The organism is Streptomyces longisporus, assembly GCF_039532765.1.
GTDB classification, from domain to species: Bacteria; Actinomycetota; Actinomycetes; order Streptomycetales; family Streptomycetaceae; genus Streptomyces; species Streptomyces longisporus.
In genome coordinates this window covers 74,936-100,690 of record NZ_BAAASG010000006.1, presented here as the reverse complement: position 1 = coordinate 100,690, position 25,755 = coordinate 74,936, and the positions used below count along the sequence as shown (strand labels likewise).

At 73.1% G+C, this 25,755-nt stretch carries 13 protein-coding genes; 4 read left to right on the top strand and 9 right to left on the bottom strand.

Annotated elements, in window-relative coordinates; translation table 11 throughout:
• Positions 1 to 69: 69 nt before the first annotated feature.
• A complete protein-coding gene (locus ABD355_RS10270) occupies positions 70 to 813 on the bottom strand; it encodes a GNAT family N-acetyltransferase (protein ID WP_344399866.1) in 744 nt (247 codons plus the stop codon).
• Between the two features lie 54 nt (positions 814 to 867).
• Complete coding sequence (locus ABD355_RS10265; RefSeq protein ID WP_344399865.1) at positions 868 to 1,053, bottom strand: hypothetical protein; 186 nt, start codon at positions 1,051 to 1,053, stop codon at positions 868 to 870.
• Between the two features lie 49 nt (positions 1,054 to 1,102).
• Here ABD355_RS10265 and ABD355_RS10260 point away from each other — a divergent pair, with 49 nt between their 5' ends.
• Complete coding sequence (locus ABD355_RS10260; RefSeq protein ID WP_099926191.1) at positions 1,103 to 1,318, top strand: DUF4177 domain-containing protein; 216 nt, start codon at positions 1,103 to 1,105, stop codon at positions 1,316 to 1,318.
• A 60-nt stretch (positions 1,319 to 1,378) separates the two neighbouring features.
• Here the strand turns inward: ABD355_RS10260 and ABD355_RS10255 are convergent, their stop codons facing one another.
• Complete coding sequence (locus ABD355_RS10255; protein ID WP_344399864.1) at positions 1,379 to 2,305, bottom strand: LysR family transcriptional regulator; 927 nt, start codon at positions 2,303 to 2,305, stop codon at positions 1,379 to 1,381.
• Between the two features lie 71 nt (positions 2,306 to 2,376).
• On the opposite strand from ABD355_RS10255, the gene ABD355_RS10250 reads away from it, so the two are divergent.
• Positions 2,377 to 3,264, top strand: coding sequence for an SDR family NAD(P)-dependent oxidoreductase (locus tag ABD355_RS10250; RefSeq protein ID WP_344399863.1), 888 nt, complete (start codon positions 2,377 to 2,379; stop codon positions 3,262 to 3,264).
• Between the two features lie 683 nt (positions 3,265 to 3,947).
• On the opposite strand, the gene ABD355_RS10245 is transcribed toward ABD355_RS10250, so the two are convergent.
• Positions 3,948 to 5,147: an amidohydrolase gene (locus ABD355_RS10245; protein WP_344399862.1), complete on the bottom strand. Its 1,200-nt coding sequence runs from the start codon at positions 5,145 to 5,147 to the stop codon at positions 3,948 to 3,950.
• 154 nt (positions 5,148 to 5,301) lie between these two features.
• Between ABD355_RS10245 and ABD355_RS10240 the strand changes: the two genes are divergently transcribed.
• On the top strand, positions 5,302 to 5,865 hold the full coding sequence (locus ABD355_RS10240; RefSeq protein ID WP_344399861.1) for a hemerythrin domain-containing protein: 564 nt from the start codon (positions 5,302 to 5,304) through the stop codon (positions 5,863 to 5,865).
• A gap of 31 nt (positions 5,866 to 5,896) precedes the next feature.
• Here the strand turns inward: ABD355_RS10240 and ABD355_RS10235 are convergent, their stop codons facing one another.
• Positions 5,897 to 6,418, bottom strand: coding sequence for a hypothetical protein (locus tag ABD355_RS10235; protein WP_344399860.1), 522 nt, complete (start codon positions 6,416 to 6,418; stop codon positions 5,897 to 5,899).
• Positions 6,419 to 6,586: 168 nt separating this feature from the next.
• Between ABD355_RS10235 and ABD355_RS10230 the strand changes: the two genes are divergently transcribed.
• Positions 6,587 to 7,120 carry a DoxX family protein gene (locus ABD355_RS10230; protein ID WP_344399859.1) on the top strand — a complete coding sequence of 178 codons (534 nt, stop codon included), beginning with the start codon at positions 6,587 to 6,589 and terminating at the stop codon, positions 7,118 to 7,120.
• Positions 7,121 to 7,125: 5 nt separating this feature from the next.
• Here the strand turns inward: ABD355_RS10230 and ABD355_RS10225 are convergent, their stop codons facing one another.
• The 4 genes from ABD355_RS10225 to ABD355_RS10210 all read right to left on the bottom strand — a co-directional run bounded on the left by ABD355_RS10225 (position 7,126) and on the right by ABD355_RS10210 (position 25,725).
• Positions 7,126 to 7,902: an alpha/beta fold hydrolase gene (locus tag ABD355_RS10225; protein ID WP_344399858.1), complete on the bottom strand. Its 777-nt coding sequence runs from the start codon at positions 7,900 to 7,902 to the stop codon at positions 7,126 to 7,128.
• Between the two features lie 61 nt (positions 7,903 to 7,963).
• On the bottom strand, positions 7,964 to 9,103 hold the full coding sequence (locus tag ABD355_RS10220; RefSeq protein WP_344399857.1) for an alpha/beta hydrolase: 1,140 nt from the start codon (positions 9,101 to 9,103) through the stop codon (positions 7,964 to 7,966).
• The gene (locus ABD355_RS10215; RefSeq protein ID WP_344399856.1) at positions 9,100 to 11,478 is read right to left on the bottom strand and encodes an SDR family oxidoreductase; all 2,379 of its coding nucleotides are present in this window, start codon (positions 11,476 to 11,478) and stop codon (positions 9,100 to 9,102) included. The genes ABD355_RS10220 and ABD355_RS10215 overlap by 4 nt, the downstream gene beginning before the upstream one ends.
• A gap of 69 nt (positions 11,479 to 11,547) precedes the next feature.
• Positions 11,548 to 25,725 carry an SDR family NAD(P)-dependent oxidoreductase gene (locus tag ABD355_RS10210; protein WP_344399855.1) on the bottom strand — a complete coding sequence of 4,726 codons (14,178 nt, stop codon included), beginning with the start codon at positions 25,723 to 25,725 and terminating at the stop codon, positions 11,548 to 11,550.
• Positions 25,726 to 25,755: the final 30 nt, after the last annotated feature.

Here is a 25,755-nt window from a genome sequence, read left to right as displayed (position 1 = left end):
CGGCAACTGTCCCCACGGGCGGGTGCGCATCCTTCGCGTGATGCGCACCCGCCTCCCGCGCGTGGAGGTTCACGGTCGAGGGCGGGGGTGCCGGGCCATTTCGACGCTGAGTTGTGCGCCCAGTTCTGCAAAGCCCAGTGCGGCCGCCACGCGTCGGGAGGCCGGACGCCGGGCGCGCCATTGCGGCAGCAGCCCAGCGGCAAGGGCGTGGGCGACCGTTGCGGAGCCCGTCACCCGGGCAAGTCCGCGCCCTCGCGCCTGTGGTGCGGTCAGTACGCAGATGTGGGCGGTTCTGCCCGGCCAGGTTCGGTATCCGGCGGCGGCGACCACCTGCCCGCGTTCACGGACCACGAACGCGGCCGAGGTGATCTCGTCCAGACCGGCCTCATCGGCGTCCTCGGGTCCTGCCATCTCTTCCAGCTTCCTCAACTCCCGTTCGTTGGGCGGTAGTTGATCTACTGTCGGCACATCGTGGTGCACCGTTCGGAAGCGCTCCGGGGACAGGTACGCCAACACCGCCGGACCGAGCACTCTGCTCACGGGCAGCACCGTACGGACTGAATCCGCGTCCACGACGGCCTGCACCGGAAGGTCCCGCAATGCGTCACGAACGATCGCAGCGGCGCTGTCGTCGGGCGCGGTCACGATCGCCGATCCGCCCAGGGCCACTACGCCGACCCAGCCCGCCGGGCACATCCCGGATTCCGGGGAGACGGCCACGTTGACATCGCCGATCGGCGGGAAGGGGACCGGCACTGCGGCCAGGTCCTCCCAGAGTCGGCGGGCTCTGGCCAGGAGCGGATCGATCGGCATGGCTCCGATCCTGTCAGAGGGAATGGTCGCTGGACCATGCCTCCTTCTTCCGGCTCAGAAGTGGGTGGCGGTCCCGAAGACCCGGCGGAGTTGAGTCATGTCGTGCCGATCGCGATCGGACGGCTCATGCCCCTGGTGGAAGGAGACCTGCTGCGCGAACCGGACGGGCCGCCAGTCGAGGCTCTCGGCGAAACCATGCTCGGAGAGGTCCTGCCGCCAGTGTGTTCGGCCTCGCAGCATGATTGGCTGGCCCTGGGCAGTGCGACAACACACCGGAGGGCACGCAGGCATGAGCAATGGCTACAGCTACGAGTACAAGGTCGTCAGTTTCCGGGAGTCGCTGATCGGTGACGCGCTGGACAGCGACAAGCTGGAGAAGGTTCTCAACAAGCACGCCGAGGACGGCTGGGGCCTCAAGGCGATCACCTCCGCCGACGTCAAGGGGCGTATCGGCCCCGGCGCGGTCGAGGGCCTGCTCCTCACCTTCGAGCGGCCCCGCGCCTAGCGCCGGCTGCATCACGGTTTCGAGCATCGGGTCCGCGCGCTACGCGGGCCCGATGCTGTGTCAGCTGTGGGCGCCGGGGGCGTTGAGGGCTGCGGCCCGTAGGGCGGCTGCCACACGTATGACCGGTTCCGTGGGTGGGTGCGGGAGGCGGGCGAGGAGCAGGCGCCGTTGTTCCTGGGGGCCGCCGCGGACCGGGAGGATGCGTACGCCTGGCGGCGCGGCGGGGGCGAGTGTCGCGGGCACGGTGGTGAGGCCGCAGCCGGCGACGACGAGGTGGAGCTTGGCCAGCCAGTCGCGGGCGGTGTGAGCGATCTCGGGTCGCTCGTCGAGGCCGGGCCACACCCCCATCAGCCGGTCCTGACCTGAGCCTGTGCTCCCGATCCAGCGCTGCCCGCGCAGGTCGGCGACATCGACGAAGTCGCCGCGGGCCAGGGGGTGGTCGGCGGGCACGGCGAGATGCAGGGCACGTTCGCTGAGCGTCTGCAGGGCGAGCGGGGGCGAGTCGGTGTCCGGCGGGCGGAACGGTGGCATCGAGGCCAGGAGCGCGAGGTCCAGGGTGCCGGCGCGCAGGGCGCGTACCAGCGTCGGGGTGGTGCCTTCCCGGCTGACGACGTCGAGGCCCGGGTCAGTGCGGCGCAACATGGCCAGGGCCGTGGGGAGCAGGACGGCTCCCGCGCTGGGGAACCAGCCCAGGCGGACCGTGCCGGACTGCTCGGGCAGGCCGGACAATTCGCGCGCGGTCGCATCGATCTCGTCGAGCACGGTCGTCGCACGGCGCATCACGACGCGCCCTGCCGCGGTCAGGCGTACTCCGTCGCGCCGCCGTTCCAGCAGCTCCGCACCTGCCGCCCGTTCGATCGCGGCGATCTGCCGGGACACCGCCGACTGGGTGTAGCCCAGCGTCGCGGCGGCCGCGGTGAAGGTGCCCTGTTCGGCCACCGCGCGCAGGACACGCAGCGCGGTCAGCGACACATCCGTGAAGTCCATGACGATTACGCATACTAACTGTGCCCAACTTTCGTTGGACTCATGGAGCCTGGCGTTCTTAGCGTGGGGGCATGAATGCTTCGCGAATCGCTCTCGTCACCGGCGCCAACCAAGGGCTGGGCCGCGCACTGACCGAGGGGCTGGCGGCCCGGATGAGCCCGGACGACCTGGTGCTGCTCACCGGCCGCGACCAGCGGCGCGTGGCGGACGCCGCCGACGCGGTGGCGCAACTGCCCGGCACCCGCAGCCGGGTTCAGGGCCGGGTCCTGGACGTCAGCGACACCGGCGCCGTCACGGCACTCGCCGAGGACCTGCGCGCCCGTTACGGCGGTGTCGACGTCGTGATCTCCAATGCGGTCGCGCGTGTGCTGCCGGAGGAGTCGCAGGCGGCGCGGGCCGACGAGTTCATCGACGTCTCCAACACCGCCACCCACGCGATCCTGCGCTCCTTCGGACCGATCCTGCGCCCGGGCGGCCGTCTGCTGGTGGTGGCCAGCAGCCTGGGCACCCTCGGCCACCTCGACCCGCGGCTGCACCATCTGTTCGACGGCGCGAGCCTCGACCAGGTGGAGTCCGCCGTCGAGTCCTGGCGCAGCCGGATCCACGACAAGACCGCCGAGGAGGCGGGCTGGCCCCGCTGGCTGAACGTGCCCTCCAAGGTCGCCCAGGTCGCCGCCGTCCGCGCGGTGGCCGCCGAGCGCCGCGAGCGCGACCTCGCCACCGGCACCCTGATCGCCTCCGTGTGCCCCGGGATGGTCGACACCGCCACCTCTCGCCCCTGGTTCAGCGACTACAGCCGCGCCCAGTCGCCCGCCCGGGCCGCCCGAGCCGTGCTCGACCTGGTCTTCGCCGAGCCCGTCGATCCGGCGCTCTACGGCGAGTTGGTGCGCTTCGGCAAGGCCCTGCCCTGGCACGGCGGCACGCCCCCGGTGGAACAGGACCGGCTGCTCACGCCCTGAGCGCGCGGGGTGCGCCGCCGTACGGAAAGGTGTGCGAACCGCTGGAGCGTTCATCCCACTCGACTCCGCGACGCAGGACAGCCTCGCGCGGGCCTACCGGCAGACCACCGCCTCCACACGTCATCGCCTGGCGGAGACGGCCGCCCCTGCGAGAGGCCCTACTGCAATCGGACTGGAGCCGGGCCAGAGCACTCGCCTTGCTGGCCCAGCACGATGCGGACACCCTGCGCTCTGGCAGAGCGGGGCCGCCGTTCATGTCCTTCCAGACGGTCAGGAGGCGCTGCAGGATCCGGGCATCGCCCGCGCCGCAATGACGGGCGGCACCGAACACCCGACGACTTCCCGGCGCTCAGGAAGCGCTGCAGGATCCGGGCATCGTCCAGGCCATACCCGGCCTGGCCCCGGAGATCGAGCAGCACATGCCCGCCGGTCCAGACAGGCGGACCGCCTCAACACCCTGCCGGGATGACGGGCGACACAGAACGTGGCCCGCGGGGTTTCCGGCGTTTCCCGTCTTCAGGAGGCGCGCAAGGTCCGGGCATCGCCCACGCCGCACCCCGCCCAGTCCCCCAGAGATCGAACAGCACATGCCCGCCGGTCCAAGACGGGCGGACCGTCTCAATGCCCTCGCGGGATGACGGGCGGCGCCCAGCACAGATCGGCGACGGGGCGTCCTGGGCGCGTCAGCGTTGGGCCACGGCCGCGACACTGCCCCCGTGCTCGCGCCAGGCCTGTTCGCGTAGTTCGGGCGACAGCAGGAGTTCCACCGCTGTGCAGGCCAGGGCCTCCGTCGCGGCGAGCAGTACGCGGCGGGCGCGGTCGGAGGCTGCCGCGGTGGCGAATTCGGGGGTGTGGTCGGAGCCCTCCGGGTCCATGATCGCGACGAAGGGGTGGATCGCGGGGACGCGTCCGCTGACGTTGCCGATGTCCGAGGAGCCCAGGAAGACGCCGGGCGCCGGTGGTGTGAGGTCGATGCCGGCACGGGCCAGGTGTTGGGCGAACCGTTGAGACAGGGGCGCGCTGTCGCGGAAGTGCTCGTAGCGCGGTGTGGCCCGTCCGAAGGTGACCGTCGTGCCCATGGCGCGGGCCACGCCCTGGGCGCAGGTCAGCACCTCGCCCGCGAGATCCTCCAGCGCGGCGGTCGTCGCGGCGCGCAGCCCGAACAGGCCTTCCGCGTACTCGGGGACGATATTCGTCGCCAGGCCGCCGTCGGTGATGATGCCCTGGACGTGCGACCCCTGCGGCAGGCGCGGGCCGATCGCTGCGAGGGCGTTGAACAGCTGGATGAGGGCCGCGAGGGCGTCGATGCCCTCGGTGGGGTTCCCGGTGGGATGGGCGGCGCGGCCGTGGAAGCCGATGCGGTACTGCGTCTGGGCGGTCAGGGGCGCCCACTGCCAGTTGTGGACGCCGGGATGGAACATCAGGGCGGCGTCGACGTCGTCGAAGACGCCCGCCTCGGTCTCGGTGACCTTGCCGCCGCCGCCCTCCTCCGCGGGCGTACCCACGGCCCAAACGGCCCCTGCACCGTCCCCCAGTACGGCCCGTGCCGCGAGTGCGGCGCCGAGGCCGGCCGCTGCGATCAGGTTGTGGCCGCAGGCATGCCCCAGCCCGGGCAGGGCGTCGTACTCCAGGAGGAGGGCCACCGCCGGCCGGCGCACGGTTCCGGCCCGCGCGGCGAAGGCGGTGGGCAGTCCGGCGAGCTCCCGCTGCACCGTGAACCCCTCACGTTCGAGCTCGCGGCTCAGCAGCCGCACCGCCCGGTGTTCCTCGAATCCGTACTCGGGGTCGGCGTGCAGGGCCAGGGCGACCTCCCACAGCCGCTCCGCGCGGTCGTCCACCTCCCTGATCACCCGTCCGAGCGCCTCGTCCACCGCGTCTGCCACACCGGCCTCCCGAGGTTTCCAGGTACGTGTGTGTCTCTGTGCGGGTTCCAACAAGTCGGCCTCCCACACCGTTAACCCGCTGCGGGACGGGGCACTCGGGGGCTCCGGCGGATCCGGACGGGGAGCCGCCGCTTCTTGGCTGGAGGTGAACAGGATGGGACACGGTGGAAACGTCATCGACGAGCTGATGACCGATCACCGGGAGGTCGAGGAGCTCTTCGGCCGGATCGAGGCGCTGCCGTCCGGTGACAAGACTCGGAAGGTGTACGCCGACCAGGCCACGATGGAACTGGTCCGGCACTCGGTGGCCGAGGAGGAGTACCTGTACCCGGCGGTGCGGGAACACCTCGTCAACGGGGACACCATGGCGGACCGGGAGATCGAGGACCACGCCGGGGCCGAGCAGATCATGAAGGATCTGGAGAGCTGCGATGCGGGCGACGCCGAGTTCGACCGTCTCGTGGGGAGGCTGATGAGCGAGGTGCGCGCGCACATCGCCGACGAGGAGGAGAACCTCTTCCCGCAGCTGCGCACGGCATGCTCGGCGGAGGCCCTCGACGAGCTGGGAGACAAGGTCCGCCAGGCCAAGAAGCTGGCGCCGACCCGGCCGCACCCCTCCGCACCCGACACGCCTCCGGCCAACAAGCTGCTGGCGCCGGGGGCCGGGCTGGTCGACCGGATGCGTGATGCGCTGAGCGGACGCGGCAAGCACGAGTGACGAGACCGCCCGCCACCTGGACCGCCTGCTCTCAGGCGGGCTGTCCCGGCTTGAGCAGGGTCATCAGCTGGTCCTGATGGAGCGCGGTCACGGGGGCGAGCAGGTCGGGGTGGCGCAGCAGGGCCGCTGCCCGCCGGTCGCTCTCGTCGGGGGCCACCAGGCGCCGGAACGCGGCGGGCGTTTGGGCCGTATGGCTGCCCTCGGCGAGAGCGGCCACCGCACGGCCGGCCAGTTCCGGGTCGCTCAGCAGACAGGCCGCCCAGCTGGCCACCACCTCGTCGACCCAGGTGCGCCAGGCGTGGGCGTCCGTGTCGTGGTCGCCCGGGTCGTCAGCGCCGGCGATCCAGTCGAGCCGGGCAGATCCTCCGGGGCCCGCCATGCCGACGAGGGCCGCGTCCACCGGGGTGGGGTAGCGCAGCCAGGCCGCGACCGTCACGGCCTGGCGGGCCTGGACCTCGCACAGGGCCGAGGCCAGTGCGCCGCCACCCGAGGGGTAGGCACAGGTCAGCCACTGGGCGGTCGCCGCGATGAGCGGGGAGAGGTCTGCGAGCACTGCGGGAGCCGTCCGTACTGCGTGGGGAGCGAGCAAGGGGTTGGGAAAAACGGTAGCTCGCCGGCTCGGACAGGGACATGCCCGCATCCGGTCCGGTGACGTGGCATCGACCACAAAGGCGCGGGAACCCGGTGGGTCTCTGCACGCGCCCACCCCTTGGAGCAGGTCATGAGTCTTCTGCGTATGGTCGGCCGCCCCATGCTCGCCTCCATGTTCGTCTCCGGTGGTCTGAACACGCTGCGCGCTCCCGAGGAGGTCGCTCCGGTGGCCGAGCCCGTCGTCCAGCCGGTCACCGAGCGGGTCGACGCCCTGCCGGACCGCACCGAGCAGGTCGTACGGCTCAACGGGGCCGTACAGGTGGTGGCGGGTCTGCTGCTGGCGAGCGGCCGACTGCCGCGGCCGGCCGCGCTGGCCATCGCGGCCACGCTGGTGCCGACGACGCTTGCGGGTCACCGCTTCTGGGAGGCGGACGACCCTGAGGAGCGCGCCCAGCAGCGCATCCACTTCTTCAAGAACCTGTCGATGCTCGGCGGTCTGCTGATCGCGGCCGACGACACGGCAGGTGCTCCCTCGCTGGCGTGGCGTGGCCGTCATGCCGCCCATGATCTGCGGCGCGATGCCCATCTGGTACGCCGGTCCGTGCGGGCCACGGCCCGGCCCGCCGCCGCGGTCGGCGGGGTCCGGGCCCGGCTGGCCCGCTGATCACCTCACCCGCGGGCGAGGAACCGCTCGAGGGCGGTGGTCAGCTCCGCCGGTTTCTCCAGCGGCAGTTCGTGGCCGGCGTCGATGATGCGGACCTCGGCGTCCGGGTAGGCCTTGGCCATGCGCAGCATCTGCCGCACAGGCAGCTGGATGTCGTAGTAGCCGTGGATCAGCAGGGTGGGTACGCGGATCTCCCCGACCCGGTCCAGGACGTCGAAGGCGCGCATGGCGCCGTAGAGCGTCATAACGACCTCGCGCGGGGTGGCGGCGGACGCCTTGATGTGGGCGCGGACCTCCTCCCGGGGGTAGCCGGGGGCGAAGGCGCGCTGGATGTTGGTGGCGACGAACAGCTTGTAGGGGACGAGCGTCGAGGCCGCCATCAGCAGGCCCCGGCCGCGGCTGTAGGTCATGCGGGCGATGGAGCCGACCAGCACGAGGCGCTCGACGCGCTCAGGGTGGTCGAGGGTGATGGTCTGCGCGATCATGCCGCCCATCGAGTGCCCCACGAGCACGGCCCGCTCGACGTCCAGGTGGTCGAGCAGGGCGAGGACGTCGTCGGCCAGTTCCGCGACCGTGGGCACCCCCGCGCCGCTGCTGTCGCCGTGGCCGCGCAGATCGAGGCGGATCACCCGGCGCTTCTCGGCGAAGTGCGCCATCTGGTGGTCCCAGCGGTGGCGGTCGGCCGTCCAGCCGTGGATGAACACCAGGGGCACGCCGTCGCCGTCGCGGGGGCCCTCGTCGTCGTACGTCAGCGCTGCGCCGTCGACTTCGAGCTGCGGCATCGTGCCTCCTGGAGAACAGTGCAGTTACTGGCGAGTACGTTAGCGGTCGGCGGGGCCCTCGTCACCGGCGTTCGCCGAGGAAGTCGAGGATGTGCCCGAAGACGTCGAGGGCGGCGCCCCGGCCGATGAAGGTGTCCAGGTGGCCGTAGCCGGGGATCTCCGTGTAGGTCACGTCCAGGTGCGGGTGGCGGCGGGCCAGGACGTCGCGGCACAGCTGCTGGGAGTCCAGCCACAGGCCGTTGTCGCTGCCCGCCAGGAGCAGCAGCGGGGTGTCGATGCGGCCGGCCGCGTCCAGGGCGTTGGGGGGCAGGGCCGCGTAGCGGTGGTCGGTGTCGTGCCAGCGGACCACGGTGCGGGCCAGTTCGATGCGGCGCAGGTGCGGCAGGATCCACAGGGGTGCCGGGCCGAGGAGGTCGGCCAGCCGGTTGTGGGTGGTCGCGGTCAGGTGCTCGTGGACGAAGAGCGAGGCACCGGTGCCCCAGGCCGAGTGGTGCAGGATCTGGCAGGTGGGGTCGGGGCAGTCGGCCTTGCGGGAGGCCAGTGCGAACAGCGGCGTGTACCTGGACCGCAGGCCCACCGTGCGGAAGTCGACGGGGATGTGGTCGAGGCGGGACTTCAGCAGTTCTGCGGCCAGCGACATGCGCAGCGAGGTGCGGCCGGCGAGTTTCGGGGTGAGGAACACGCCCTGCGCGACCACGCCCGCCAGGCCCGGTACCAGGCCCGCCGTCATGCTCAGGGACAGGGTGAGGGCGCCGATGCAGTGGGCCACGGCGAACAGCGGGCGCTCCTCGCCGATGCGGGCGCGGATGTGGGAGACGGCGGCGGGGATGTCGTACAGGGCGACGTCGTCGTACGTGTATTTCCGGCCGGTGGCGTTGTAGGGCAGGCGGCAGCTGCCGCGCCAGTCCAGCAGCCAGGGCTCGTAGCCGTCGTCGAGCAGGACGTCGACGAGGTTGCGGATCTCGGGCAGCAGGAACATGTCGGCGGAGGCCGTGTGTCCGTGCAGCAGCAGCACTGCGGGGCGGTCCGGTTCGCCGGTGTCGATACGGGTCAGGCCGAGGCGGACGCCGTCCCGGGCGTGGAAGTCGATCTCCTCGACGCTCCGCGGGTCGAGACGGTGGTGCAGGGGGCGCAGGGTGGGGGTGGTTCTGACCTTGCGGAGGGCCGGCCTGGTGGTGGGTTTCGTGGCCTTGAAGATCATCGGTTGTGCTCCGTGGGGTGCGGGGTGCGGCGCAGGTCGAGGAGGTCGGCGGCGGCCCGGGTGAAGGGTCCGAGCAGGCCGCGGCCCATCTGGAGGCCGAACCAGGCGAGCCAGGTCAGCTTGGCGGCGCGCTGCTCCCGGCCGGTGAGACGGGGGTCGACCTGGATGCCGTCGATCTGGTCGCGTACGTAGCTGTCCGCGGGTACGACCAACTCGCCCGCCAGGAGGGCGGGTTCGCCCTCGCGTCCGATCTCGACGGTCAGGGCGCGGGTCTGGCGCCAGAGGTCGCGGCGGGCGCGTGCGTGCTTGCGGCCCTCCAGCCACCAGCTGCCGCCGTCCGGGTCGCGCAACAGCAGCCGGTAGCGCAGGAGTTGGTGGGTCAGGCCGTGGTGTTCGGGGATGCCTTCATCGGGGCGGATCCACACGTCGCCGCGTTCCACGGTGAGCGGGCCGGGGTGGACGGCCGGGCAGGTGAGCTGTCCGCGTACGTCGATGCGGCGCTCGGTGACCAGCTGGTGCATGCTCGCGATGGAGAGCGTGAGGGCCATCGAGCAGGGCGTGTCGGCGGCGGCTGCGACCGGGCCCACCTGGCCCTCGGTGGTCTCGGTGAACCAGAGGTAGGGCTGGTCGTCCTTGTGCGGCAGCCGGGCCAGACCGTCGCCCGCCAGCCGCTCGAAGGTCTTGAGCTGTGCGCGGGCGTCGTAGCGGGTGGCCGGGGGCAGGCCGAGAGCCTCGACGAGGTGGGCGGTGCGTTCTCCGGTGGCCGCCGGTCCCTTGAGCGTCGCCTCGCACAGCTTGAGGGCGCTGGGGCTCTGCAACACCCGGGACAGGAAGGTCAGTTCGGGTATCGGTTCCGCCTCCAGGCGGGCCAGGGCGTCGGTGCGCCAGTCGTCCCAGTCCTTGACGCGCACGTGCATGCCGCCGAGGGCCATGTCCTGTACGACGTCGTCGAGGGTGTTGGGCACGCCGGTCAGGTTGTAGTCGAAGCCCCAGGCGTCGGGTTCGCAGATGACGCCGACGGCGACCCGGCTGACCCAGTCCACCGGGGCGACGTTGAGATAGCGGAAGGCGGGCACGGTACGGAAGCGGCCGAAGGCCGAGACGAGGCCGCTGGAGAGGTCCTGGGGGTTGTAGGCGCCGGTCCTGGTGTGGCCGCCGATGCCGCCCGGGCGCAGCGCGGTGACGATCAGGCCGTGGTCGCGGGCGCGGCGCAGCGCTACTTCCGCGGCCCATTTGGTCTGGTCGTAGCCCGCGATGAGGCGGTCGGCGTGGGCCAGGGGGTCGTCCTCGCCCATGGAGGTGATGCCGACCTCGTTGAAGACGGCGATGGAGGAGATGTGGTGCAGCGGTTTGGGTCGGCCGGCGGCCGCCAGTTCGGCCAGGGCGAGGGTGCCGAGGACGTTGCTTGCGCGCAGTGACTGGTAGCCGCGCAGGAAGTCCACGGCCGCGGCGACGCCGACGATGCCGTCCAGTTCGTGCGCGAGCTCGTTCCACCGTTCCTCGCTCAGGCCCAGGTGCGGGTGGCGGATGTCGCCGGGCAGCACGGTGATACGGCGGCGGACCTCCGTCGACCAGGGCAGCCGGTAGCTGCGCAGGGCCTCACCGAGCCGGGTCCGGGCCGCTTCCTCGTCGGCGGCGCGGACCAGGCAGTACACATGGGCGTCGCTGTGGCGCAGCAGGTCCAGGAGCATATGGCTGCCGAGGAAGCCTGTCGCGCCGGTGAGCAGGATCCGGCGGGGCGGCAGCGGCTCGGGAGCGGCGATGAACGGCAGCCGGTCGGCAAGGGCGAGGTCGGCCAGGATCTGGTCGAGGTCTTCACGCCGGGCGGTGGTGTGCGGCGCGTGGACAGGCTCGGCCGGCCGTGGGACCGGGAGCGGTGGGGTGCGCGGGGAAGGGACGGGCAGCGCAGTGGTCGTCCCGGCCGTCGAGTGTCCCGCGGTGCTGACCGTGGGGGCGACGGCCCTGATTCCGGGGATACCTGCCCAGCGGCGGGCGAGGCTGCTGGGGCGGGCGTCGGCGAACACCTCGTCCAGATCGACCTCGATGCCCAGTTCCTCCTCCAGCTCCGCCACGAGTTCCACCGCGTTCACGGAGCTGCCGCCGGCGTCGAAGAAGTCGGCGTCGGGCGCGAGATGGCCCTCGGGCAGATGACGGCCCGCCGCCGCGGCGATGACCGCGGCCAGCACGTCGACATCCGGGGACGGATCCGTGTCGGGTGCCCCGTCCGCGGCCGTGGCGGAGTGCGCGGGCACGGCAGCCGGCACGACCCTTGCCAGCAGGTCGCTCACGCTGAGTCCGCCTCCGCCGCGCTCGATCGACTCCGCCGTCGCCCGCCGACCTGCGTACGCCGACGCGTCCTCGTTCGTCTCACGCATGAGTGCCCTTCACCATGTCAGCAACCATTTCCGCGGTTCCTCTCCTCTTGATGTCTGCTTCGTCACCGGTCACTGCTGCCAGGAGCGGAACGCCCGCAGGTGTTCGGGGGTGACCACGCACTCCAGGCGCTGGTCGTCCTGCGCTCCCCCGCCCAGGGCGGCCAGCAGCCGGCGCGCCGGTGCGTTGCGTTCGGTGCGCTGCGCGGTCAGCCGGACCTTGGTGCAGCCGAGTTCCCCGGCGCGGTCGGCCAGCCACTGCAGCAGGCGTTCCTCGACGCCCCGGCCGAGGGCGCGGCAGCTCATCAGCCAGGCCGGTACGTCGAGCAGGTCGCCGTCCGCCCGCAGGGCGAGGAGGGCGATCTGGCCGTAGTCGCCGAACCGGTCCCGGGCCGCCGCGGTCCACACCTCGCCGTGCTCGCGCCAGCGGGCGACGTCGAGGCCGTCGTCGGAGCGCGGGTGGAGGGTGAACTGGTTGGTGCGGCGCACCAGTTGCTCGGCCCGCGGGACGTCCGTGGCGGTCAGGGGCCTGATGTCGACCTCCAGTTGCAGCCCGGCCAGGAACTCCTCGAAGCCGGCCTGCTCGCGGGCGGCGTCCCGCTCCCGTTCCTGTTCGTAGAAGCGGGCGCGCAGCGCGTCCTCGGCCGTCGCCGCGGAAGGCACCAGCGGCCACAACCGCCCCAGGAACGCCTCGAGTTCGGGGGTCGGCGGGCAGGTGACCGAGAGCACCTGGGGCTGCGCCGAACGGACCTTGGCGATCTCGGCCGGGTTGTCGTCGAGGAACAGGAAGCTGTCCAGGCCGAGGTTGAGCGTGTGCGCCGCCTCGGCGAGGCGGTCCGGCTTGGGGCCCCAGGCGGCGGAGAGCACGCTGAAGTGTTCCGTCTTCAGCAGGCTGTCCGGGCGGTCCAGGACGGCCCGTACGGTGTCCTCGTCGTTGTTGCTGACCAGCACCAGCAGCGCGCCGGCCGCACGCCACTGGAGCAACCTGCGTGCCAGGAGCGCCCGGGGGCCGGTCAGGTCCACCGCCCCGGGGCCGATCTCCCCGGCCACCCCGCCCCACAGGGTCTCGTCGCCGTCCACCGCGATCACCTTCGGAGCGGGGCGGCGCACGGCCTGCACGACGCCGGCGAGGCGCAGGGCGACGGCCGCCTGGAACTGAGGGGTGAAGGGGAGGTGGGCCAGGCGATCGGTGCGTTCGTCGAAGCGCTCATCGACGGAGTGCAGGCTGGTCCACTCGTCGGGACCGAGTACGGCTGTTGCGGGCAACTCGGCCAGCTCGGCGGCGAGTTCCCGCTCCCAGCGCTGCAACCGCTCCGGGGTGTGTGCGGCGGGCAGGAAGCCGACGATCACCGGCTTACGGGTGCGCTCGGCAAAGGCCCGCAGGGCGGCGGGGTAGGCGGTGCGCAGCTCGGCGAGCAGCGCGTCGTCCACCGGCCCGAACCGCTCGAGGTCCGCCGCGCGCAGCAGCACCACGCCCACTGCCGTCGCCGGGTCGGCGAAGACGCCGGAAGGATCCCGCAGGCTCGACAGCACGTGGTGGTAGGGGGCTTCCGCAATGGTCGTCGCCGTGCCGTCCGGCACGCTGTCGTTGAGGGCCGCCTCGCACATGGAGGGCAGGTGGCCGAGGGCGAAGGTGGCGGCGAGGGCGAGTGCAGGGCGCGGAGCGGACGCCGCGGGGGCCTCTTCGCCGAGGGCAGGCGTCGTACCCACGGGCTGCGAGGCGTCCTCGGCCGTCTGCGCGAGCAGCCGCACCAGCTCCTCCCCCAGCCCGGCGGTCGTGGCCGTGTCGAGGATGTCGAGGTTGTGGTCGAGCCGGATCCGGCCGGCCTCCGGCGTCACGGTGATCATGAGGTCGAGGTCGGAGTAGCCGGTCCCCGCCGGCAGCACGTCCAGGCCGGTGAGGGTGCCCGCGGCCCGGACGTAGTTGAAGTACACCTCCACCAGCGGCGCGTCGGCCCGGTACAGGCCCTGTCTGGCCAGCACCGGCAGGACGTCCGAGAACATCGCGCCCTTCGTGAGGATCTTCTCCAGGCGGCTGTCGGTGCGGCGCAGCACGTCCTCGATCCGCTCCTGCGCCCTCGCTTCGGCGGGGAAGGGCACCGGTACGCCGAAGAAGCCCACCGCGTCGAACGCGTCGGCGTGGATACGGGTGTCGACCGGCACGGCGAGGACGAAGCGTTCCCGTTCCCGCAGCCTGGCCAGCAGCACGGTCAGGGTGCCCAGGCAGAAGGCGGCGGGTGTGACGGCGAGGCTGCTCGCGGCCGCCGACACCCGTTCCATGAGGCCGTCGGGCATCGCCACGCTCACGCTGCCGGCCCGGTAGGAGCGTGCGGCCGGACGCGGGTGAGTGAGCGTCAGGTCGAGGCGCTCGCTGCCGTGGAAGGCCTCGCGCCACTCGGCCGCACCGGTTCCTGGGCCCTCCGCCGGCTGCTGCGCCTCGATCAGCAGGTCCAGGTCGCGGTTGGTGACCGTGCCCGTGAGGAGGGTGCCGGACAGCTCGGTGTCGGTCTCGGCGGCCACCAGCAGCAGGGACTGCAGGTCGCTGACCGCGTGGTGGGCGCCGTACAGCAGGATCTGGCCGCGCTCACCGCCGTCGAGGAGTTCGAACCGCCACAGCGGCGGCTGTGCGAGGTCGAACGGCGGCTCCAGCAGCCGGCGCAGCCGGTCGGCGGCGTCGAGTTCCTCGGCTGCGGGTACGGCCGTCCAGCGCAGCAGCGGCTGGGCGGGCTCCCGCTCCACCCGCAGTTGCCTGCCTCCCTCGCTCCCCGTGACGATCGCGGTGCGCAGGGCCGCGTGCCGGGCGGCCAGGCGGGTGAGGATGCCGGTCAGCGTGGCACGGGTGGTCGCGGTGGTGAGCCGTACGGCGAGGCCGACGGCATGGGCCGCGGCCGGCATGTCCGGGCGGGCGCTGCGCAGCAGGCGGACGACGTCGCGGGTGGCCGGGCGTAGTTCGCTCTCCGGCACTTCGGTGGCCGCTTCGGTCTGGGGCGCCGCTGTGCCGCGTTCGGGCAGGGCTGCGGCCAGGGCCTGGGCGAGGCCTCGGATGTCGGTGGCCGAGAAGACTGCCGTGGACGGGAGTTCGACGCCCAGCTCGCGGGCGAAGGCGTTGCGCAGCCGCACCAGCATGAGGGAGTCCAGGCCCAGTTCTTTCAGGGCCGTGGTGGCCAGGGCATCGACGGCGCCGCCGGAGACCTGGCCGACCCTGGCACGCACATATGCCTCGAGCCGTTCGGTGCGCTGTTCGTGCGTCGTGGCCGCGAACACCTGCTGGACCAGGTCGTCGGAGCCTTGCGGACCCGTGGGGACCGTGGCCAGGTCGGCGAGGAGGGGGCGGGTGCGTCCGGCGTCGGGGTCGAGGGCGAGCAGTTCCCAGTCCAGGGCGAGGGGGGCGAGTTGGCGGCGTTCGGTGGCCAGGACCCGGTCGAACATTTCGCCTCCCTCGGCGGGAGTGAAGGCGACGAGGCCCGAGCGGCTGGTTTCCACGGCCCGGGTGGCGTCGGCGGCGACCATGCCGACGCCGGTCCACGCGCCCCAGTCCAGGCTGAGCGCGCGTCTCCCGGCGAGGGAGAGGTGGTGGGCCCAGGCGTCGAGGAAGGCGTTGGCCGCCGAATAGGGGCTCTGCCCGGCCGAGCCGAGCAGGCCGGCCGCGGAGGCGAACAGGACGAGGTTCTCGGCCTCGGGGACGAGTTCGGTGAGCAGGGTGGTGCCCAGCACCTTCGGGGCCAGGACGTCCAGGACGCGTTCGTCGCTCAGATTCGCCACCGTGGCGTCGTCCAGGACGCCCGCGGTGTGGACGACCGTGGTGATCGCTCCGGCTTCCCGTCGTACGGCGTCCAGGGCGGCCGTCAGACCGGAGCGGTCGGCCACGTCGGCGCGGACGACGTGCACGGTGACGCCACGCTCTTCCAGGCCCTGGATCCAGGCCGCCGCTTGCGGGGTCGGCGCGCTGCGGCCCAGCAGGGCCAGCTTGCGGGCGCCGCGCCGTGCCAGCCGCTCGGCGACGACGCGGCCGAGGCCGCCCAGACCGCCGGTGATCAGGTGGACGCCGTCCGGGCTGGCGCCGTCGCGGGCGCCGTCGTCCGGACGGGTGCGGGCCAGACGCGGCACCAGGCGGTCCGCGCCGCGCAGCGCGAGGAGGCGTTCGTCGTCGGCGTACCGCAGTTGTGTCCACAGGGCGTCCACGCCGTCGGTGGGCGGCAAGTCGATCAGGGTGGTCCTCAGCTCCGGGTGCTCCTGGGCGAGGGCCAGCCCGAAGCCCCAGGCCAGTGCCTGTTCAGGACGGGTCACCTGGGTGCTGTCGCCGGCGGCCTGGCTGCCGCGGACGACCGTGAACAGGCGGGGCGCCGGGCCCTGCGCCCGGTCGGTGAGCGTCCGTACCAGATGCAGGGTGCTCAGACAGCACAGCCGCGCCGCCTCCCGCGCGGTGCGCGCATCGCCGATCGCCGGGGCGTCGAGCGCGGAGAGCTGCACGATGCGCTCGGGTGCCGCGTCCGCGAAGGCGTCGTCGAGCAGACGGCCCAGGTGCTGCGGATCGGCCGGGTCGAGCACGTACCGGCCGCGGCCCTGGACGTCGTACGCCCTGCCCCTGTGGGCGATCACATGGGGCACCGAAGCAGCGTCGAGCCGGTCGGCGAGTTCGGCGGCGACGCCCGTCTCGTCCGCCAGTATCAGCCAACTGCCCTGGGTGGGCGCCTGCTTTGCAGGCCGGCGCGGCTGCCAGCGGGTCTCGAACAGTGCGCCGTCCAGGGGGGAGAGCGCGGCGAGCTCGAACTCCTCGACCGCGAGGAGGAGCTGCTCGTCCTCGTCGTACAGTCGCAGGTCGAGGGTTGCTCTGTCGCCGTCCACGGAGCGCAGTCGGCACGTCGTCCATACGGGGGTCGTCCTGCGTCCGGTGAAGTGCAGCCGTCCGGCTCCGGCGGGGACGAAGGCCCGGCCTGCGGGTGTGTCGCGCGGCAGGGCGGCCGTGTGGAAGGCGGCGTCGAGGACGGCCGGGTGCAGCAGATGACCGGCGGCGGGCCGCGGTGCAAGCTTTCCCCACGCGGCGGATTCCCCGGAACAGCCCTGCTCCAGACCTCGGAAGGCCGGCCCGTATTCGATGCCGAGGGTGGCGAGTTGGGCGTGAACGGCGGGCAGGTCGGCCTCCTGGCCGCACTGTTCGCGCACGGCAGCCGGTGCTTCGCGCTCGTTCGGGGCTCGTTCGCCGCTCACCGGCGTGACGCGCCCGGTGACATGCCGTTCCCAGCGCGCGGAGGCCGCGGCCGAGGCGATGGTGAAGTGACGCGCGCCGTCCTCGGCGGGCCGCAGGACCAGTTGCAGCCGCACCGGCCGCTGGGCGTCCAGACGCAGCGGCTGGTCGAACCGGACGTCGGCCAGGGCCACTTCGCCGCCGCCCTGCACGGCCGATGCGGCCTCAAGCGCCATGTCCAGGAAGGCCGCGGCGGGCAGCCAGACCTCGCCGGTGACGCGGTGGTCGGTGAGATAGGCGAAGCGGTGGTCGCGCAGGTCGATCTCGGTCTGGAAGATGTGGCGGTCCGCCTCGTCGCTGGCCTCGATGTGCGTGCCGAGCAGCGGTGAGAGGCCGCCCGTCGAGGAGGCCGGTGTACGCCAGTGGCGTTCGCGGGCGAATGCGTAGGTGGGCAGGTCGACGCGACGGCCGGCCGGGAAGAGGGCCTGCCAGTCGGGGATGTGCCCGGCCGTGTACAACTCCCCCACCCTGTGCAGCAGGTCCTCGAGAGTGCCCTCCTCGCGGCGGAGGGACGCGACGCTCACGGCGTCGAATCCGGCCTCTGCGGCGACCGACTCGATGGCGGAGCCGAGCGAGGGGTGCGGGCTGAGCTCGACGAAGTACCGGTACCCGTCGTCCAGCATCCGCCGGATCGTGTCCCCGAAGCGGACCGGCTCACTGAGGTTGCGGTACCAGTAACCGGCATCCAGCCGGTCTCCCGGCACGGACTGTGCCGTGACGGTCGAGTACAGCGGCGTCGCGGTCGGCGTGCCCCGGACGGTGCCGATGCGGTCGAGCAGCTCGTCGCGCAGCGCTGCCATCAGGGGGGTGTGCGAGGCGAAGGGGGTGGACAGCCGCCGCGCCGGGATCTGCAGCTCCTGGCACTGGCCGAGCAGGTCGCTCAGCGCGTCCGCGTCGCCGGACACGGCCGTGGACTGCCCGCTGTTGACCGCCGCGACGAACAGCCGCCCAGCATACGGCTCCAGCAGCTCCTCCGCCCGGGTGCGCGAGAGCTCCAGGGCGAGCATGCCGCCCTTGCCGACCAGCGGTACGGCCGTCTGGGCGCGCCCGCACACCACCGCCACGGCGTCCCCGAGTGTCAGGGCGCCCGCGCTGTAGGCGGCGGTGATCTCGCCCAGGCTGTGCCCGACCACGGCGTCCGGGGCGACACCGAGCGCGCGCCAGGCGGCGGCCAGGGCCGCATTGACGGCGAACAGGGTCGGCTGCAGGTACTCGGTCCGGCCGAGTGGGGCGAGCTCCTCCGGGGCGCGCAGGACGTCGAGGACCGACCAGCCGGCGTGCCGGCGGACCGCCTCGTCCACGCGGGCCAACTCCTCGCGGAAGGCATCCGAGTCGGCCACCAACTGCACGCCCATACCGGGCCATTGGCCGCCGTGCCCGGCGAAGACGAAGGCCACCTTGCCGGACAGCTCCTCACGACGCGCCGCCACGGGCCGTCGCCCACCGGCCAACTCCTTCAGTTCTGCCAGCAGTTCGTCCCGGTCACCTGCCACCAGCGCCGTGCGCCGCTCGAAGTGGCTGCGGTGCCTGGCCAAAGTGTGGGCCACGTCCGGCAGCGCCGTGTCACCGCTCAGGTGCTCGGCGAGCCGTGCGGCCTGCCCACGCACCGCGTCGTCCGTGCGCGCCGACAGCACGAACAGCCACTTGGACGGCGCGGGTTCGCCCCGCGCAGCGGGCGGGTCGACCGGCGGCGCCTCCTCCACGATCACATGGGCGTTGGTTCCGCTGATACCGAAGGCGCTCACTCCGGCGCGCCGCGGCCGTTCGCCCGCCGGCCAGGCCACCGCCTCCCGCAGTACATGCAGCCCGCTGTCGGCCCAGTCCACATGGCGGCTGGGGGTGTCGGCATGCAGTGTGCGGGGCAGCAGCCCGTGCCGCAGCGACTGGATCACCTTGATCAGCCCGGCCACGCCCGAAGCCGCCTGCGCATGGCCGATGTTGGACTTGAGCGAACCCAGGTACAGCGGCCGACCGGCGGGGCGCGAGGCACCGAAGACCTCCGCGAGGGCGTTCGCCTCGATGGGGTCGCCGAGTGTGGTGCCGGTCCCGTGGGCCTCCACGTAGTCGATGTCGGCCGGGGCGAGTCCGGACAGCTCCAGGGCCCGCCGGATCACCTGTTCCTGCGCCGGACCGTTCGGTGCGGACAGCCCCTGGCTGCGGCCGTCCTGGTTCACCGCGGTCCCGCGCAGTACGGCCAGCACCTCGTCCCCGTCGCGGCGGGCGTCGCTCAGCCGCTTCAGTACGACCATTCCGGCGCCCTCGGCCCAGACCGCGCCGTCGGCTGCATCCGAGAAGGACCGGCACCGGCCGGTCGGGGACAGACCGCGCAGCCGGCTGAATTCCACGAAGGTCTGCGGGGTGACCATGAGCGTCACCCCGCCCGCCAGGGCCAGGTCGCACTCGCCGGAGCGCAGCGCCTGCGCCGCCAGGTGCACCGCCACCAGGGAGGACGAGCAGGCCGTGTCCACGGTCAGGGCCGGGCCGTTCAGCCCGAGCGTGTAGGCGAGCCGGCCCGAGGCCACGCTCAGGGCCGAGCCGGTGCCGACGTAACCGTCCAGCTGGTCGAGCCGCGCCCCGGCCAGATAGTCCCCGGCGAACATGCCGACGTACACGCCGGTGGTGCTGCCCGCCAGTTCGGCGGGCACGATCCCGGCGCGTTCCACGGACTCCCAGGCCGTCTCCAGCAGCAGCCGCTGCTGCGGGTCCATGGCCTCGGCCTCCTTCGGTGTGATGCCGAAGAACGCCGCGTCGAAGGAGTCGATGTCGTCGAGGAAGCCGCCTTCGCGGGCGTACGACTTGCCCGGCGCCTCCGGGTCGGGGTCGTAGAGCGCCTCCACGTCCCAGCGCCCGGCGGGGAACGGGCCCACCGCGTCACGGCCCTCCGCGACCAGCCGCCACAGCTCCTGCGGGGAGCCGACCGCCCCCGGCAGGCGGCAGGCCGTCGCGATGACGGCCACGAGTTCGTCGGACGCGGCCGCCGTCGTGCGGGCCTGCGGCCCGTCCGGCACACTGGGGCGCAGCCTGCCGCCGTCCGCTGCGAGCACGGTGCCGAGCAGGTGATCGGCGAGGCGGGCGGGAGTGGGGTGGTCGAAGAGCAGGGTGGCGGGCAGCCGGACCCCGATGCGGCTGCCGAGCCGGTTGCGCAGGTCGACGGCCGTCACGGAGTCCATGCCCAGGTCGCGCAGCGGCTGGTCGGGGCGGACCGACCGGGGCGAGGGCAGGCCCAGGGCGCGGGCGGCCTCCTCGCACACCAGCTCCCGGACCCGGGCGGCGCGTTCGGTCTCCGGCAGCCGGGCCAGACGGTCTGCCAGTCCCCGGCCTGCCTGCCGGTCGGGGCGCGGCGAGGACAGCAGGGAGGTCCACAGCGCGCCGGTGGCCGCCGCGTTGTCGCGCAGGCGGGGCAGGTCCAGGTGCCAGGCGAGCAGGTGCTGCGTGCCGCGGCGCAGGGAGAGCTCCGCGAGGGCGCGGCCCTGCTCGGGGGTGAGGGCGTGGTGGCCCAGGCGGGCCATCCGCTCCAGGTCGGCGTGTTCGGCGGCAAGGCCCTCGCCGGCCCAGGCGCCGAAGGAGATCGAGACGGCGGGCAGGCCCAGCGCCCTGCGGTGGTGGGCCAGTTGGTCGAGGAAGACGTTGGCGGCCGCGTAGTTGGCCTGCCCGGCGTTGCCGACGACGCCGGCGGCCGACGAGATCAGCAGGAACAGCTCCAGCGGCAGCTCGGCGGTCAGCTGGTGCAGATGGGCTGCGCCGTCGACCTTGGGGCGCAGCACCTGCGCGAGTCGTTCGGGAGTCAGCTCGGCGATCACGCCGTCGGCCAGGACTCCGGCGCAGTGCACCACACCGCGCAGCGGCAACGCGTCGCCGACGCCGGCGAGCACATCGGCCACGGCGGTCGCGTCCGCGACATCACAGGCGGCCACCTCGACGTCGACACCGAGTGCGGCCAGCTCCTCGACGACCTCGGCGGCGCGCGGGTCGGCTGTCCCCTGACGTGAGGCCAGCAGCAGCCGCGGAACTCCGTGTTCGGCCAGCAGGTGGGCTATCTGCCGGCCGACGGCGCCCAGGCCGCCGGTGATCAGCACCGTGCCGTCGGTGGGCACGAGAGCTGGTCGGCCGACGAGGTCGAGGATGACGGAGCGCCCGGACACCTCTCGGCGGCGTACCGCCTCGCGCGCGGCGGTGACCGGGAAGACCTGGGGGTGCCCGGGTGCATGGACGGCAGCACGCAGGGCCTCGGCCAACCGCTCACCCCCGGCCGCGGGTGACACGGCGACGGCGGCCGTGAACGACAGCTCCTCCGGAACCACGGCGACCAGCCGCGCGTCCGCGACCAGCTCGGACCCGGGCGTGGCCTCGGCGAGGACGACGACCCGCGTACCGCACGCCAGGCCCTCGACCTCGGGGCCGACCTCGGCGAGCACACCGGCGCAGGAGATGTGTGGGGAATGCAGGCCCAGGGCGTGCACCTCGATCCGCACCTGGGCGGGCCCGAGCGCCTGACGCACCGCCGGGCGCAGGGTGACCTCGGCCGGAATGCCGGTCAGCTGGTAGCAGTCCCCGGCCGGGATCCGCAGCACGTCGGCCGGGCGGGCGCGCACCAGTCGCGGGGCCAGCAACTCGCAGTTTCGCAAGGCGATTTCCGGTTCCTCGGCATACGTGATGGCAGCGACCATCGCGGTCGCGGCGTGAGCGCTGTCGAGGTCGCCGTCGAGGTCGAGGTCGAGCAGAGTCAGTCCGAGATCGGGGTGCTCGCTGCGGGTGCTGCGGGCCAAGCCCCACAGCACCGACTGCGCCAGACCCGGCACAGTGTCGGCGTCGCCGGTCGCGACCGCACCACGGGTCACCCAGAGGGTCCGCGCGGGCGCCTCGCCTGGCGCGAGGGCGATGAGCTCCTGCACTTCCATAAGGGCCTGAGCCGCCAACTCGCCTGCCACGGCCGCCTGTTCGGCGTCCACTGCCGGGCGCGGCCACAGCCGTACGACGGTGTCGGCACCCGACTCGCGCACCTCGACTCCCGCCGCCATGAGGCCGCGTACGATCGCCTCGACGTCCGGGTCCGAGTGGTCACCGATCACCGTCCAGGCCGCCCGCTCGCCTGCGGCGGGCGCTGCGGGCAGTGCCGTCCACGCCACTTCGTACAGGTGCCGGGCGTGCTCCGAGCCCGCGCGCAGGTCCGACGGGTCGGCGGCCCGTAGCCGTACGCCTTCCAGGCGGCCTGCCGGGATGCCGTCCGCGTCCCACAGCGCCACGTCCAGGACGAGGTCCGTCCCGGAGCCACCGGTACGCCGCACCACCGCGGTCAATTCGCCGGCCCCGCCCGGAGGGAGGACGCAGCGGCCCACCGCCACGGGCAGCAGCGCCCGGCCCGCGGACGTGTCGAAGGCGGCGGCCGCCTGCAACGCGGCATCCAGGAGCGCCGGATGAAGCGGATACGCCTCGGCCGCATCCCCGGTCCCGGATGGCAGGGCGAGCCGCGCCAGCAGTTCGTCCTCGCCGGTCGCGACGACCGACCGCACGCCTCGGAAGGCCGGGCCGTAGCCGAGCCCGAGCGCGGCGAGCCGCTCGTACGTGTCCTCGCCCCAGACCTCATCGGCCGCCTGCGGCCACACGGGCGCAGGCGTGCTCGGCTCCTCGGGGCCGGGTCCGGCCGCCGACGCGGTCGCGTGCAGGGTCCAGCCGGCCGTCTCCTGGCCGCGTGGGCGGCTGTGCACGGTGATCTCCGGCACGGGGGCGGAGGTGTCCACCTCCACCGACACCTCGACCGTGCCGGAAACGGGCAGCGTCAGGGGCGCGAGCAGCAGCAGGTCGGCGAGATCGTCGCGGGCATCGGGTCGGGCTACGGCGAGCGCGGCGCGGCACAGCTCCATGAGGGTGGTGCCGGACACCACCGTCTGTCCGAACACGGTGTGGTCCGGCAGCCAAGCGGCGGTGGCCGGGGACCATTCGTTGCGGAAGGTCCAGCGGGTTGCGTCGGCCGACTGCAACTGGATGCCGAGGACCGGGTGGGGGGCGCGGTCGAAGAGGGCGGGTCCGTTCGCGGTGGTGTCGGGTTCGGTCCAGTGGCGCTGTGCGTCCCAGGCGTACGTCGGCAGGTCGGCGGCACCCCTGTCGGGCACGAGGCGCCGCCAGTCGATCGGGCGGCCTTGGACGTGGAGTTCGGCGGTCGCGCGGTCCAGGCAGGCGGGGCCGGGTTCGTCGCGGCGCAGCGACCCGACGGCGACCAGGTCGTGGCCGTCTTCCTCGCCGACGGTGGTGACGGCGGTGAGCAGGGAGGGGTGGGGACTCAGTTCGACGAAGCAGCGGTAACCGTCGGCCGCCATCCGCTGCACGGTCGGCCCGAAGCGGACCGGTTCGCGCAGGTTGCTGTACCAGTAGCCGGCCTCCAGCTCTTCGGTGACCGGTTCGCCGGTGACCGTCGAGTACCAGGCGACGGACGTCGGACAGGTGGTGACGCCGTCGAGTTCGTCGAGGATCGACGCGCGGACCGGGTCCACGTGGGCCGTGTGGGAGGCGTAGTCGACGTCGAGACGGCGGGCGAACACCTGCCGCCGGTCGAGGTCGGCGAGGAGGGTCTCGACTGGTGCGGCGTCGCCGGCGATCACCGTGGAGCGGCCGCTGTTCACGGCGGCGACCGACACCCGGCCGTCCAGTGCGGCCAGGAGGGACTCGACCTCGGTGTACGGGAGGGCGACGACCGCCATCGTTCCGGTGCCGGACAGCTCGGTCAGGACCTGGCTGCGCAGCGCGACCACGGCGGCGGCGTCGTTGAGACTGAGCGCCCCCGCGACACAGGCCGCGGCGACCTCTCCCTGGCTGTGCCCGATCACCGCGTCCGGCCGTATGCCGCGCGCCCGCCACACGGCGGCCAGGGACACCATCACGGCGAACAGGACCGGCTGGACGACATCCACGCGCGCGGGCGAGGGCGCGGCGGCATCGCCCCGCAGGACCGCCGTGACCGACCAGGTGGTGAACGGGCGCAGGGCAGCGTCGCAGCGGTCGAGCTCGTCGGCGAACACCGGGTCGCTGTCGAGCAGATCACGGGCCATACCCGCCCACTGGGCCCCCTGGCCGGGGAAGACGAAGGCCAATTTTCCGCTTGTCAGCGCCTGTTGGGGGCCGATTGTCAGGTCTGGGTCCGGTTCTGCCGCCGCAAGTCCGCGCAGGGCGTCGAGCAGTTCGTCGTGGCCGGCGGCCTGGAGGACGGCCCGATGCTCGAAGTGGGTGCGGTGATGGGTGAGTGTCGACGCGACGGCGGACAACGGCAGCCGCGGTTGCCGGGCGAGCGCCTGCCGGAGGCGTTCCGCCTGTCCACGCAGGGCCTCGGGGCTGCGGGCGGAGACCGGGAAGAGGGTCTGCCCCGTCGGCTCGTCGGCGCCGGGCCGGCCGGGGTCCTGAGGCGCCTCCTCCAGGACCACATGCGCGTTCGTCCCGCTGATCCCGAACGCGCTCACCCCGGCCCGCCGCACCCGCTCCTCGTCGCGGGGCCACGCCCGGGGGCTGGTGACGAGGCTCAGGCCGCTGTCCGCCCAGTCGACGTGCCCGGTCGGAGTGGCGGCGTGCAGTGTCGCAGGCAGGACGCCGTGCTGGAGGGCCAGCACGGTCTTGATGATGCCGCCGATGCCCGCCGCGGCCTGCGCGTGACCGATGTTGGACTTGAGCGAGCCGATGCCGAGGGGCCGGTCCGCGGGGCGGTCGGGGCCGAAGACGGCGGCCAGCGCCCGGACTTCGATGGGGTCGCCCAGGGGTGTGCCGGTGCCGTGGGTCTCGACGTGGTCCAGGTCGCCGGGCTGCAGTCCGGCCGCGTCCAGGGCCGCGCGCAGCACACGCTCCTGCGCCGGACCGTTCGGGGCGCTCAGTCCCTGGCTGCGCCCGTCCTGGTTGATCGCGGATCCCTTGATCACGGCAAGGATGCGGTCGCCGTCGCGGCGTGCGTCCGCGAGCCGCTTGAGCAGCACCAGCCCGCAGCCCTCGGACCACACCACCCCGTCCGCATCCGCGGAGAACGGACTGCACCGCCCGGACGGCGACAGCCCGCGCAGCCTGCTGAACTCGACATGCGCCCGGGGCGTCACCAGCAGCGAGGCACCACCCGCGAGCGCCAGGTCGCACTCGCCTCCCGCCAGCGCCCGCGCCGCCAGATGCAGGGCGACGAGCGAGGACGAGCAGGCGGTGTCGACGGTGACCGCCGGTCCCTGCAGACCGAGGGAGTAGGCGATGCGTCCGGAGGCGACACTGGACGCCGAGCCCGTGCCGACGTGGCCGTCGAGCTGCCCCAGTGAGGCGGAGGCGAGGTAGCCGCTGTCGTACAGGCCGACGTAGACCCCGGTCGAGCTGCCGTTCAGCGTGTCCGGCACGATTCCGGCGCCTTCGACGGTCTCCCAGGCGGTCTGCAGCAGCAGCCGCTGCTGAGGGTCCATGGCCGCTGCCTCGCGCGGGGAGATGCCGAAGAAGGCCGCGTCGAAACGGTCGATGCCGGTCAGGTAGCCGCCGCGCAGCGAATACGCCGTGCCGGTGGCCTCCGGGTCGGAGTCGTACAGCCCCTGCCTGTTCCAACGGCCGGGCGGTACTTCGGTGAGGACGTCCTCACCCGAGGCCAGCAGCTGCCACAGCGCCTCCGGGTCGTCCGCGCCGCCCGGGAAGCGGCACGCCATGGAGATGATCGCGATGTCGTCGTCCGTCCGTGGGGACCGGTCGGACCGCAGGGGGCCGGCCGTCCCCGTCGCGTCGGGAGCGTCACCGAGCACCGCCTCGGCCAGCGCCGCGACGGTCGGGTGGTCGAAGATCAGCGACGGGCTCAGGCTCCGACCGATCCGTTCGGACAGCTGTGCCGCCAGCGTCACCAACTGGCGTGATCCCAGGCCGAATTCCGCGATCGGCCGGTGCGGGTCGACGGTCAGCGGGTCGAGCCCGGCCGTCTCGGCGACCGCGGAGATCAGCCAGGTCCGCACGCTCTGCGGTGTGGTGAGGGACGGCTCGGCGGGCCGCTTCGCGGACTCGTTGGCAGGCATCGGGGCAGGTGTCCTCGTGAACTCGGGCTC